Genomic DNA, 13,525 nt, shown 5'->3' with positions numbered 1-13,525 from the left:
GCCTTGCGGCGTTGGACCTTGAAATAAAGGTAGAATGAATATCTAACCTTATTTGGTGAGTTTGCTCCATAATACCGGATTTTTATTGCTTGGCCCACAACGGCGATAAAGCGTTTGCCGAGGCAGCTTTGCAGACTTATTTCTCTGGTCAGAGAGCGAGCGGTCCTCCGGCTGGCCACCCTTTAACCCTTAGATCTTCAGTGATGGTTGGTCCATGAATAGGAAAATAAGGAGCATGATTGTAGCCACGCCCCAACAAATGCGAGACACATGCCTATCGAAATCCGTGGGCCAAAGTTGCGCGATATTTGGTGCATTGGCAGAAGCGAACGAAGAATTTTTCAAATATTGTTTTGCGGTGGCTGCAAAGAACCTCATCTTATTTTTGTGCGGGGCATGACGCGTCACGTATGTCGAGATCAGACGGACTTCTGATGTGCACATCAGGAGTAGATTTGGTTTTGATGCGCCAACTGGCGGCCAAGCACAGACTGCCCTTCGGGGCCATTGAGAACGCCTGGTCCCATTTTCGGGGCTGGGAGCGACGAGAGGAAGACTCGTCAACATCGTGATCGATCACGCCATTTCGAACGATAGGTTTTCTCTGGACGCAGAGAAGATCTGTCAGCCGATTAAACCCCGGCAAGAAAGTTGGAAAACATAGAGATTGCTAATTGCCGCAGCGAAAATGTCGAGAAACCCGGGAGATTTCGTCAGGGTATCCCTATTGGCTATGGGAAATTTCTGGGCTGCGTCAAATACCCGAGATGTTCCGGAAAGAAAAAAGCCTGAAACAGCGATCTGGACCTGTCCCAGTTTAGTGCCGCTCATCGGAGATCAACAGCCCTTTGGTAGCTGTTGCGCAACATATCTGAGCGTATTCAGTCATTAGGTGTCGGCGCATTTCAAGCGGCGACCGAAGCGTTCAGCGTTCTCACTATCTGAATAATCTGGCTTTCCTGAGCGCTCTGATCAAAAATTTGTGGTGCCTATAGTCCTTCTTGGTGAGACTTCATTGCCTCATCGAGAGATCATCAAGGAACTCAGATGCGGGATCGCAGGCAGATAGCCACAAACGTTCACGTGCGCGCGTGGCGGCGACATATAGTAGGTGCCGTTCTGTGTCATAGACTTCTCTATGGGCCCGTTCATCAATCGCGAGTAAGAGGCGTTTCTCACTTGGAATTACGTCAGCATCGCAGGCCATCACACTGACAGCACGATACTCTTGCCCTTTCGCATCATGCATCAAGACCAATTGCACGCCAGAATCACCTGCGCATTGGATCGCTTCTCTTGCTCTATGAATTTCGGCATCAGATCTCACAAGGACCGCAATCGTATTGGGTGCGAAACCGTCAGAAAGACAGGTCTTGATCCATGTTGCGACTGCTGAAACCTCATCTTCCGAATTATTGAAAATTTCGATTTGTGGAGACGGTCCGTTAAAAACAGATGAGACACCAAGCCTGCGCTCATCACCGCCATCGGCTTCTAATAGGCGTGGTGGCAAAAGTAAGTCTGATTGCCGGCGAATTTGATGTGACGTACGATAATTGACTTTCAGACTCCTTGAACGCCCTTGAATGTCTACCCCGGCAGACTTCCAGGGAAAGGCTGCACGAAAAATTCTCTGTCCTATGTCGCCGGCGAAGAACAACCCATTAGGGCGGTCGCCTACCAACTTAGCCAAAAGATGGAGTTCCGGCACAGAAATATCCTGAGCTTCATCTACAACGACATGAGAGAAAACGCTGTCTTGGATGTTTCTAATTAGGCGATATAGGACGTCCGCTTCGGTTTCTTTCTTTCTTTCCGAAAGCCCATGACGTGTATGTTCAAAAACATTCCACATCTCGTCCCGCTTTGATGCCGCCATCCTTACCTTCCGACCCAATCGTGGCAGGTTGCGATAGGTTGCCGGGTCGGTAACGTTCCATGCGTCAATTACCAGCCGCCATTCGTCCTTCAAGAACTCCTTGTCAAACCGAACACCAGCCGCCTTTCTGGCGTCCTCAAGTAGTGCGTTAATTTCAGAATCTGTCGCGACGTCAACGACGCCAAGGTGATCTGCTGCGAGATCGCGAGCAACAACGGTCAGGGGAGCAACCGTGATCCGGTTCCGCACGCCAGGGAGATTTGACGTCAGACGATCAAGTTTCTCAACCAGCGCATCTGATAGGTTCTCATTGAACGTGGTCAGAAGTACCTTCGCATCCGTATCTTCGGCTGCAAGTCGGACCGCACGGTGCAATGCAACTACGGTTTTGCCCGTACCAGCAGACCCGATTACGCGGGCTGGCCCATTGAAGTTTCGATCGACGAATTCCTGTTGGGCAGGGTGCAAGAACACTGCCCAATCATCCCATGGCGCGTCAAGAGCAGCAGCCAACTCGGCCTCATCTCCGATAATGCGAAAGCGTCGCTGTGCATCTGGATGTGCATATGGGTTAGACGCTGGCTCGACCCGAATTTCGGGTTTCTCGCCCACTGCGGCACACAGCAGTGCTTGCTGGGCCTCCTCGGGAAGATGGCTTGCGATATCGAGAACGGTGTCCTCTGTTGATTGTCTGACCGTGCCGATCCAGTCCTCCGGAATACCCCAGCTCAGCAGGGTATCATCAGTTTCATACTCGAAAAGAAGTGGCTTCCGAACAGCTTCTTGAATGTAATGCTGAACGACAACCTGTTCGATGGACTCACGGATTTCTACGATCTGTGCTGCACCCGTTCGAGGGTGCGTATCGAGCCTACGTCGTTCAGCCCAATCGTATGCATCGTCATGATGTGCTACATAAGCGAGGAGCGTGTCGCTTCCGCGTTTGTGAAGGACAATCCGGATATCACGCGATACGCGAGCTGACCAAAATCCCGGATCTCGACAACGATCAATCCGGTGGAGCGACAAACCTTTACCTTCGGGGTTCTGCTGGATGTCGAAAGCGGTGATTTTGACTTGCGACTGCTCTTGGCCTGTGAGCCGGTCAAGAGACTTGGTAAAGCTGGATGCGATAAGGACTGTCACATTACATCTACCAAAAGTGGCCCTTCAGGCACAAAGTTAGACACATATTTCTTCTGTTTACCAAAGCCCCGGAAGCGGTTCATCGCCAATGAATCTTGGTTGGAAAGCTCTACGAGGTTCTTGAGTTCGTAAAAAATGGCCCAATGCCCTGCATTATCAGACGGATTTTCTGCGGTTGTTGGAGGCCGAAACTGCATTCCAGCGGGATGGGCTCCACCGATCGAGTGAACATGACCAATGTATGTTCCATGCCAGCGGGCTTTAGGTGGGCCAAACTTCGAACCCCACGAAGGATAAATGAACACATCAAGTTCAACCTCATTCCGTAACGTGTCGGCCTGCTCGAAAACCTGAAAGGCCCGCGATCCAAATGCAATCTTACCTTCCCTGCCGCAAATTTCGAGACCGGATTTCAAATGTTCTTCGGGAATGGGAACAAGCAAGGTTGGAAGCGTGACATTATTCATTTCAAACTCCAATCACTTTCATCACTTCATCCCCAAGGTGGTTTATCACTTTGACAGCAATGCGACCGGATTTCGGCTTTGCGAAGGAGCGCGACGTCGTGCGCTTCAGGCTATCCCAGGCTTCTTCGTCGATCTCCCCCTTTAGGGTCGCGCGTAGCTGCTTGTAGGGGACGTCAGCCCCAGGGAAGTATGCTTGGCGCACAAAGAAGCTTTCGCCGGAGTAGTCTGTGTCAATGAACCAGCAGGCGATATCGTCTGCGTCGCTGCTTTCCACTTCGCCGGTTTGCGGACGGAAGATGTCCACGCCTTTCAGTTCAACCCGCAGGCGGTCGCCTTCTTCGATCAACTCGATATCCGGCTCACCGAAGACGACGAACAGGTTGCCGCCGCCGGCTTTCAAATCCCCAGCCATGTGCAAATCTGCGTTCATACGGGCGTGCAGGATCGGGATGCGACCAAGGCGGTGGAATTCTTGCGCATGGGCCTCGAAGTTGAAGGCACAGGCGATGACGATGTCGAATCCGCCGTCGGCGGCCTCGCGGGCGGCGTCGACCAGATCGGCGCGGCTGACGGTGCCGTACTCGGGGCCGATGAATACACCGGCCCGACGGGGGGTGTCACCTTCCATATACTGACCCTCGGCGGCGATCCATTGGCCGTCCCATGCGGTGAGGGTGTCAAAGCGGATCGCGTCTTTCTTGTCTTGCTGATGCACCCCGGCTTTCGCGAGGTTTTCCATGATCGCCTTATAATAATTCTCGGCCTCCATTTCAGATGCGGGGCGTCTGCCGCGGGAGGCGTCGATCTCGTCGATCAGTTCGCCATGTTCATCCACGGCTTGTGTGCGGTGGGGCGAAAGGGATTCAACTGTGAACGGCCCTGCGACGCGGACGCGTTTCTTGTCCTCGTAGGGCTTGTCATAGAGGTATTCGTGATCAGCCTTGGCGGCGATACTCGCGTCGATCTCCGTTTGGCGTGCGATGCGTGCTTTCGAGAAAGCCTCCAGTGCGGCCACGGCTGCGTCGGGCCATGGTAGGCGCGGATCGTCGGGCAGATCGTCATGGGTGAACTTGGCGCTGCGCAGGTGGTTTAGCTGTGCCAAGGCGCGTTTTGCGGCGGCGGTGGGTGCGCCGGGTTTAGAGGCTTTTCTTGCGGTGTCGAGCAATTTGCGATGCTCGGCGGGCCATGGCGTTCCGGGCGTGCGGGGGATTTCCCATTCCATGAAGCCGTTGGCGGGGGCGTCTTCGCCGCTGGGCATGGTGACTGTGCCGGTGGCGTTAAAGTCGATCTCTTGCCCCGCGCGGCCGCCGGTGTCGATGGGGAAAGGTTCGGCGTGGCCTAACAGAGCAGCGTTGAGGGCAGCGCGGGCAGCCTCAACTGCGGGTTGCAGCTTGTCCCAGATCACGTCGATCTCGCTGTTTCGCGCAATACTACTGAGCATGATGTGCGGCACACGTTCATAGACAAAGCCATGGCGGATGTCATTGTGCGTGGCATGGGTTGAGGGTGCTTCTCGTGTGACCTCGGCGGTTTTTTTAATCCCCTCATCGCTGTCTGACAGTAAATACCACGGATATTTTGCGCCCATGACCCGCGCGCGCGCAAGGGCAAGTGCGACACGAGAGGTGTCGATAGTAATCCAGCGGCGACCCCACTGCTCGGCTACATGTGCTGTGGTGCCTGATCCGCATGTGGGATCGAGAACTATGTCTCCAGGATCGGTGGTCATGAGGAGGCAACGTTCGATAACACCGCGATGTGTCTCAACTACATAACGCTTTTGCGATGCATCGAAACCCCAACGAATGTCGATCCAAATATTGTTGATGGGCAAAACAGGATAGTCGAGATGGCAACGCACATATCTTATCGAATTCGTTCTTGGAAATAACCGAGACGCTTTGGAAAGTCTGGTTAGCCCAATCTTATCTGTTTTGAATGTTCCGGGACCCGGCTTTGCCCTTATTCCTTGCTCAAGGAATTCTCGAAGATCTGCTCCCTGAGGAGGCCGTTGAGAAACTGTGTTGTCCAGTGCAATCTTGTCCAAAGTGTCTGGCTCTTCGGCCTTAGTGATCCCCCCGCTTACTCCTCTAAACATCTTGTAGTCGCCAGACGCACCAGCGACCTGCTTATCGCGCAATAAGCCACGCCATTTCATCGTCTCGCGTTTCTTAGCATACCAAAGTATGTAATCGGCTACGAGAGGCAGGCTTCCTGTAGAAGTTCCTGCGGTCTTCGCCAAAGTAATTTGCGCAACGCAGTTATCCTCGCCAAATACCTCATCCATCAAGGCACGAACCCTATGGACATTCTCGTCTCCGATCTGAACGAAGCAAGACCCGCTCTCAGTCAGCATCTCCCGAGCGACTACCAGTCGATCTCGTAGATATGTTATGTAGGAATGGATTCCATCACGCCATGTGTCCCGAAAGGCTTTCACTTGCTCCGGCTCGCGAGTCATGTTGTCCAGTTTGCCATCTTTCACGTCGCGTGACGTGGTGGACCACTGAAAATTTGACTGGAACTTAATCCCATAGGGCGGGTCGATATAGATCGCCTGCACCTGACCGCGCAGCCCCTCACGCTCTGCCAGTGATGCCATCACCTGCAAACCGTCGCCAAGGATCATCCGGTTCGACCATTTGCGCGAATGGCGATAAAATTCCACCTCCGCCTCTCGGTCCTCCTCGTCCAGCCCGAAGTGGCCAAACAGATCATCCGCTTTTTCCCGTCCGGCACGCAGATCGTCGATCAGCGCCTTCGGGTGAACCTGCTCCTGCATATAGATCGGCGGCGCATCCACGGTCAGCTCTGCCTGATCCGGGTCCTTGCCTCGCCAGATCAGCTGCGGGTCCAGATCGCGATTGCGCCGCTCCCACGCCGTCCTGATCGGTGCCTTGTCGTCCGGCCTCATCACCGCTTCAAGTTCGGCCGAGGGAATGTTCGCGCGGGTCTCGTCGTGAGTGATCGTGCCGATTGGCTTTTCGTCGTTGGACATCAGGCAAGCTCCTGCGCGGGCGTCATAAGAGTGGCAATGGCGGTATCGAGATCGGGTCGGAAATCATGCAGGCTGCGCAATTCTGCAAAGCCCCAGCGCCCGTAGGTGCTGAGCCTGTTCACAGAGGGCACCCATTTGTCGCGCATGGCCGCGGTTTTAAGGGGCACATCGTGGCCACGGAAGCCCTTGATCTCTACCACCAGCGTAACGGGCGGCTGTCCCTCAGGTGTCTTGAGACGGATCAAGAAGTCTGGGCTGTAATTGTGGCTTTCGCCCTCACGCGAATAGGGCACTTCGAAGCCGAGGTTGTGGTTCTTGGTGTAGGCCGCAACATCAGGGTGATCGTCGAGCATCTGAGCAAAACTGGCCTCCCAGTCTGAATCGGTAATAATCCAGTTGAGGTGGCTGCGTTCCGGGTGCGGCGCGTGCCGACTGGTTTTGCTGGTTTGGAAGTTGATGTTCATGGTTGAGCCGTCGGGCGAGAATGGATCAAGGATAGCGCGGATGATCGGCTCGCGGTCCGGTTGGTCCAGAAGCAGACCTTCGAACAGGTCGCAGAGTTCATCCTTGAGCTGCCAATATTTCAGTTGTGCCGGGTGGGTGCCGCCCTTGCACACCAGCTTGTCAGACTTGAGGAAGTCGAGGACGATACGTTTGGCCTTGGTGATAAGGCGCAGGTCGACAGGTTTGTTCGCGTCCCGCCGCTTTTCCGCGATCCAGTAACTGGCGATGTCATAGGCGATAGCAGAGGGGCGTTCGTCCTTCATGTGTTCCAGATCAAGCTTGTGTCGTTCACCTACGATGCCAGACATTTGGACCTCGGTTGCAGCACGGACCTTCTCAGGATCAATCACGTAGGGCTCCATCCGATCCAGATCGACATCGAGACGTTCCTGAGGGAAGTCAGTGCGGAAACCGGCAACGCGTGGAAAGACTATTTCAAGGTGGTCACGATCCGGGCTGACAGCGTGGACGTGGATCACTTCACGCGGCTTTTGTGGGGGATTGACGGTCGGCTCACCAAAGTTCAGCCCGTCAATGCCCATGATGTCAGCGTATTCCGGGGGGAATAGGCCGGTTTCCGGGTCCGCTTCGTAGGATAGGCGACGCAGTGCACGGCCAATCACCTGTTCACAGATCAGACGTGACCCGAAGGCGCGCAGACCCATGATGTGGGTGACGTTGTTGGCATCCCAACCTTCGGTCAACATGGATACGGATACGACGCAGCGAACCTGGCCACCCAGTCTACCTTTTCGCCCTACCGTGTTCATAACCTCGCGCAGGATTTCAGCATCGGTGATCTCACCTGCGGCTGTATCGCGACGGGCTCTCTCCCGGCGGAAAGCTTCGATTTCTGCCGCATGGGCTTCGCGGAAGCTTTTGTCCACGTCGCCACCAGCCTCAAGCGCTGCGCTGTCGATCAAGATGGTTCGCGGCCGTTCCATCCGCTGATCGTGGTCATCGTAGTTCCGGAACAGTTCCAGATGGCCCCGTTCTATGGTCTCATTGCCTTCATCGTCCGTTCGGGTGAAGCCCGCGATATAGTCGCGTACAAGTTCGGAGTTGGTAGTATTATTGCAGACTACGATGAAAACAGGTGGAATGCCGACCCCGGCGTTTTCCCATTCCTGGTAAGTCTTTTCATAGTGGCCGTAGAGCGCATCCAAGGCGACCTTCAACTCAATCGGCAGTTTGTTCGGGTCATACTTTGTAGTGGTTTTTCGGCTGCCACCCGGCATTTTCTTTCGGATGGCTGGCCACAGTTTCCTATACATAACCTTTTCACCGTCAGCGCGATTGTCGGCAACGGGAACACGAGGAAGCTTTACGATGCCGCATTCGATTGCGTCCATCAGGGCAAAGTCAGTCATCACCCATGGAAACAGCGTTCCTTCGAGCCAGCCTGATCCGGACAAGAAAAACGGGGTTGCTGACAGATCGTAGACGACCTTTACACCTTGCTGACGATTGAGAGCTTCAAGCCCGGAGATCCATAGGCGCGCCGCTTCGCTATTTTCATCAGCTTCTTTGCGATCGTCCCCGGTTAACAATTCCAAATCAGCTAATGGTCTCTCACGATAGCAATGATGTGCTTCGTCATTGATGACGACAACATCCTTGATGTTCATTAGGTCGCCCATGACGCGCTGGACCATTTGCCCCTCGGTCTCAAGAGTGTTGAGTGCTTCACCGTGGCCCTCAAGCGCCCTGCGAGTTCCGGTGGCTGCATCAAACGTCTCACGTAATTTGAAAGCATGATAGTTGCTGATTACAATCTTAGCCTTGTTCATTTCTGGCAAGAATTCGTGAGGCACTAAATTGCGGGAAACGTAATAGCTTTCAGGGTCGTTAGGCATTAGAACCCGCAGTCGATCACGAATTGTGATCCCGGGTGCGACAATTAAGAACCCGCGGGAGAACCGTCTGCTATTAGATGCTCGCACTGAGTTCAGAGTCTGCCACGCAATCAACATGGCCATGACGGTAGTTTTGCCTGCGCCAGTTGCGAGTTTGAAAGCAATTCGCATCAGATCCGGCATAGTAGCTTCAGGCGCGACATCCTCCGGAAGCACGGCAAAGTTATTTGCGATCTTAATTCTATCCAGGAAACGCTTTCCTCGACGACCGGCTTGTGGAGCCACCTCAGCCAGCCAAATTGCAGCCTCCACCGCTTCGAGTTGGCAAAAAAACGGTCGGATTGTTTGTGTTTCGTCGGACTGAATGGCACGCCAGTGTTGAAGCAAACGCTGGGTTACGGGTGTCACGTTCCACTGCGCCGGGTTCGGTTGCTTTCTCCAAGCGTCGAGCTCAAGTCGGAGCTCGTTCACGATCTTGGAGGGACTCATATCTGTCGTTTCGGTAGATAAATCATCATCGAACAACATTTTGGTCTGGCTTAGATCAGACTTTGACGATGTTCCTGGAAGCGCAGTTAGCAGTTCAGACGTGCGTCTGGTGCTGAGCACCTTGTCTGTAGGGCGTCCGTCACCGTCAAGCTCCCAGTGAGTTTCCGGGACACAGTATGGTGAATTTAGAACTGGCCTTTGAAAAAAACTCACGATGAACCCTCATGTCTATAATTTTTCTTCAATGAAGCAGGTTTGACTTAGACCTACAATCCGAAGATGAATCCAGGGGCCTTGACCCGACGTATACCATCAATATTCTAGTGGTCCGCTCATCCTTTGGCTTCAGAATTTACTGTCTAACGGATCGAAGGTTGGCGATGTGGCGGAGGCTCAACCATCCAAGTTCAAAGTATGAGGTGGTATAGGTCTGGACGATGCTATGAGTACGGATCGCTCCAATAGGTCAACCAACTGCCTCGTGTAAATAGATCAGCCACGTGCGGACAAACCAGCCCCGATGGAGTTCGGACTCCAATCCCTCATTGTTGTGCAGAAAACGGTTATGTGGTTGAAAGCATTTTCGAAGATTACTGCCCCTCCTTTTTTCTCAAGAGTAGTTGGATGGTGGGGGGGGGGCAGCAATCGTTTCCATCCCGTCATTCGGGTCGTTTTATTGGTCGAGGGCGTTTCTGACCCGCGCGATTGAGCGCAAGCGCTGATGCGCGGAAAAATCGCCTGTCGGATCTGGCTGAGCGTCAATGACATCGCCGCCACCTTCTGGCACGATCTGCCAGCCGAGTGCTTTGAAGGCCTGTGTGGCAACAGCCCGGATCGCACGTCTTTTTTCCTGTGTAGGGCCGAGGATAACAACGTATGCAATGTCTTTGGCGAATATTTGACGGTGATAGTAGTCGATCATTAGTGCAAAGCGGTCCGACGGGTAATTGTCTTCCAGCCAGACTTTGATGTCGGTCATGTCATCGCGCAACAATTCAATTCGCTCTTCTGGTACGAGTTTTTGTTCATCCATAATCGTGTGTCTCCCTTGGGTGTGGGAATAACCTTGGCCAAATTTCCCCAATGCAAATCCGGTACGATCGAATTATTTGTGCTTCCCGACCCCAAAAGCCTCAATGGCAATAAATTTTTCTTCGTACCCGGCAGGTCTGGCCAACATCCACTTCAGCAAAAGCGATTTCTTTGAAATCAGAGATTAGGAAAGGGAAACACAGATGACTAAGAAACCAATTTCATTCCGAGAGCGCATGGATATTGCACGCCCTGACGTCGTAGAGCGCCGAAAACGGAACTGCCTTAAAAGTACCATCGCGATGCAGTTGCGCGCGCTGCGTGATGTGCGAGGCATGACGCAGGATGACGTCGCTCAGGCAACGGGTATGACGACGGTCAAAATTGCCCAGATGGAGTCGCTGGTTGGTGCGTTCCCTGGCATTAAGGACCTCGAGCGCTTCGCTGATGTCTGCGGCGGTCGCATCGAAGTGATGATCTGGCCTGATAGGTCCGATCTGCCAGCCGGGAAACCCGAAAGTTTCCCATAGCAGTAGCTTTTTCACTCTCTGGTGTAGAGGCAGAGATGCTTGCGAAGCATCTGGTGAAAAATCCAAAATTCAAACTGAACTTCAGACGTCTTTGGTCGCCGATTGTGACTTTGGCGAACCTTAAATTCGGCAGGAGCGAAAGAGCAAAAGAAACCCAAAAAATCTGCAAAATTATTTATGTATGGTTCAAGATTCCAGTCTCAAATCTTGATGACAACAACCCTGGAGGTGCCAAATCGATGCACTTTCCACCTACCACTTATGCGACGGGCTTTCGATGCGTCGCATGCCATTTCACGGCTGCGCCCAACGGCTATTGGCCGACTTTGCACCAATACAATGACCTATGCCAATGCATGAAAATGCTCGACGGCGGCACGCTTCAGCGCATTGCGCGGCAACGTCATGGAACAATCGCCAACCAGATCCTTGAACGTGCGCGCGGCGTCTCGAATAGCCTGCTGGCCTCGATCTTTGCCAGTGAACGGGTCAACGCGCTCGAATGAAAAGAGAGGGCTGGTTGAGCCAGCTCCCGTGACGGATATGGTTTCTGCTTCGCCTCTGTCGTCGAGAACCACCTCGACGGAAAAGGTCTGGCCTGAGGTAAGGTCACAAGAGTCAATTATCGGAAAATTGAATTTCGGATGGTGCTTAAGCTGAAGTTGAAAATCTGCTTTGTCGACAGCAGCTTTAAGGTCCCGTGTATGGTGAGCCGTATAGTGACGCGTCAAAATAGAGCCATTTTTGTGTCCTGCAATCGCCTGCCTTTGAGCCTCCTGGACATCTGCCGCCCCCAGCAATGAGCTCAATGTTTTCCGCATTGCATAAAAATCTTCGTCAAAATCTCCGAGGCCGAGGGATTTCAGAATACGGTTGAGGGCCTTGCTAAATGGGCTTGTGATGTTGAAAGTGGTTGCGCGCTCCGCCGCTTCGGGGAAGAGCAGAGGCCCGTGATCTTCGCTCAAATTTCTCACCCAGTCATCGAAGCCGAGATCCAGCAGAAGTTGCGGAATCGGGATCACACGTTGAGAGTCCTCGCTCTTTCCTCCCTGGTCTGGGTCAAGTCCGATACTGAGGCATGACACACCGTTTCGGCGCACAAGGTTGCGTCGTTTCAGAATGAGGATCTCCTCAATCCGGCTCCCAATTGTCAAAACGATCAATGGCACCCAATAGAGAGAATCGCGAATGATCACTTTTCCTGGCCGCGCACCGCGATGGCTTGAGAAGCAGCCAGTGTAGAGTGGAGATGTAAAAAATGCGGCCAGCCGTTCTTCTGACCACGGCATCCGAATTTTTGGCTTGGTCACTCGTACATATAGCAGATCGGCCGGTGCGGCTGCTTTGACTGCATTCTCGACTTCTTTGTATGTCAACGCTACAGGTGATTCTTCGCACCCCAATTTGACCGCTGCCTTGAAGAGCCTGTTGAGGCCATCTCGGTTGACTCGAAGCGTGGTCATTGTCAGGCGCGGCTTCAGTCGTTCCGAGAGCAAGGCGCGTTTTTCAACATTTGAGATATTGTTTTTGGCGCGCACCTCGTCAAAGACGAGTTTATCTGCCGCATCCGCGTCAGCAATCTCATCGTGTTTGGTTCGGTTGTACTTTTCGGGGCTCTTTGGTGCGTCACGGCAGAAACGATTCTTGCCATGCTTTCTCCCATGATCCTTGGGCAAACGACTCATCCAGACGAAAAATGCTTCCTGCTTGTCGCTCGAAACTGTCTCGATCGGGATGTCACCAAAATACGCAATTGCAAGTTTGCCGATTGCGTCAATTTTGCATTTCATGGCCTTTGTTGGATAAAGCTGGAGCGCTTTATCCCAAGCATTAGACAAAAGGACAACTTTCGAAGCCACGAAGGTATCCACCGGAACGTTGGAATATTGCGCCAGAAGAGGCGCTGCTTCCGAGCGCACGTCTTCTCCGTCGAGTGCATTGCCTTCGACCTCCAAGAGGTCCCGAACCAGGTTTACGGCTCTACGGCCGAGGTCGTTGGGGAGATCACCTGGCAGGTCTAATCCCACCGAGATTGCAGCTTCGCGCAGGCATGTTTCCACCTCTTTGTAGTCGCTACGGCGCGCGCGACGTTTCAGGTCCATACGTCGTTGCTCGAGACGAGCGATAATTGTATCGATTTCGATGTCGTCAAAGCTGGGACCACTGTCCTGCTCATACAGGATGCGGGCAAGTTCGGTCCGCAGAATCTCTTTCAGGATGACTTGGATATTTTCGGGTGAAATCGCCTGCCGGGTTTGATCGGTCATTATTTTTGCCTCTTCGCGTTGCAATACAGCGAGGAGACGAGCCGCACGGCTCATCGCCTCAGGCAGTAGAGCGGTCTGAAGCGACAGACAGAGAAATTTTCCAACTGATGCGCCGGGACCCATGTTCGGTAAACGCTTGCGAAAATAGAAGATGTTTCCCCGGCGCTGTAGGTAGGGCCCGGCGGAGCGCGGTCTGGATTTTCGGGATTTTCGGCGGCTTTTGAATTTTTCGGGGTCGCATGCGGCATTACAGGGCGAAGCGTGTGTCACAGTTTGTGTCACAGTCAAAATGCCCTTGGACACGGCTGTGCCGGGAGAGACCTGAGGGCCTTTGTTTTTGTTGAATTTTTTCATGTA

At 53.2% G+C, this 13,525-nt stretch carries 8 protein-coding genes; 1 reads left to right on the top strand and 7 read right to left on the bottom strand.

Annotated features, from left to right (window positions below; all coding sequences use genetic code 11):
• Window positions 1-624 precede the first annotated feature (624 nt).
• The 6 genes from Q1A06_RS09335 to Q1A06_RS09310 form a co-directional block, all read right to left on the bottom strand.
• Window positions 625-831: a hypothetical protein gene (locus Q1A06_RS09335; protein WP_299562007.1), complete on the bottom strand. Its 207-nt coding sequence runs from the start codon at window positions 829-831 to the stop codon at window positions 625-627.
• 181 nt (window positions 832-1,012) lie between these two features.
• Window positions 1,013-3,025, bottom strand: coding sequence for a 3'-5' exonuclease (locus Q1A06_RS09330; RefSeq protein WP_299562004.1), 2,013 nt, complete (start codon window positions 3,023-3,025; stop codon window positions 1,013-1,015).
• Window positions 3,022-3,492 carry a hypothetical protein gene (locus Q1A06_RS09325; protein WP_299562001.1) on the bottom strand — a complete coding sequence of 157 codons (471 nt, stop codon included), beginning with the start codon at window positions 3,490-3,492 and terminating at the stop codon, window positions 3,022-3,024. Before Q1A06_RS09325 ends, Q1A06_RS09330 begins: the two co-directional genes overlap by 4 nt.
• Before the next feature lies 1 nt (window position 3,493).
• A complete protein-coding gene (locus Q1A06_RS09320) occupies window positions 3,494-6,490 on the bottom strand; it encodes a site-specific DNA-methyltransferase (RefSeq protein WP_299561998.1) in 2,997 nt (998 codons plus the stop codon).
• Window positions 6,490-9,552, bottom strand: coding sequence for a BPTD_3080 family restriction endonuclease (locus Q1A06_RS09315; RefSeq protein WP_366523513.1), 3,063 nt, complete (start codon window positions 9,550-9,552; stop codon window positions 6,490-6,492). Before Q1A06_RS09315 ends, Q1A06_RS09320 begins: the two co-directional genes overlap by 1 nt.
• 460 nt (window positions 9,553-10,012) lie before the next feature.
• Window positions 10,013-10,372 (bottom strand): hypothetical protein, encoded by a 360-nt coding sequence (locus tag Q1A06_RS09310; protein WP_299561992.1) that lies wholly within the window; start codon window positions 10,370-10,372, stop codon window positions 10,013-10,015.
• A gap of 202 nt (window positions 10,373-10,574) precedes the next feature.
• On the opposite strand from Q1A06_RS09310, the gene Q1A06_RS21020 reads away from it, so the two are divergent.
• A complete protein-coding gene (locus Q1A06_RS21020; RefSeq protein ID WP_366523512.1) occupies window positions 10,575-10,901 on the top strand; it encodes a helix-turn-helix transcriptional regulator in 327 nt (108 codons plus the stop codon).
• 344 nt (window positions 10,902-11,245) lie between these two features.
• Here Q1A06_RS21020 and Q1A06_RS09300 read toward each other — a convergent pair whose 3' ends face one another.
• On the bottom strand, window positions 11,246-13,522 hold the full coding sequence (locus Q1A06_RS09300; RefSeq protein ID WP_299561986.1) for a site-specific integrase: 2,277 nt from the start codon (window positions 13,520-13,522) through the stop codon (window positions 11,246-11,248).
• Between the last annotated feature and the right edge of the window lie 3 nt (window positions 13,523-13,525).

The sequence above is a fragment of the uncultured Sulfitobacter sp. genome (assembly GCF_947497275.1).
Taxonomy (GTDB): domain Bacteria; phylum Pseudomonadota; class Alphaproteobacteria; order Rhodobacterales; family Rhodobacteraceae; genus Sulfitobacter.
This window is presented reverse-complemented; position numbering and strand designations above follow the sequence as displayed.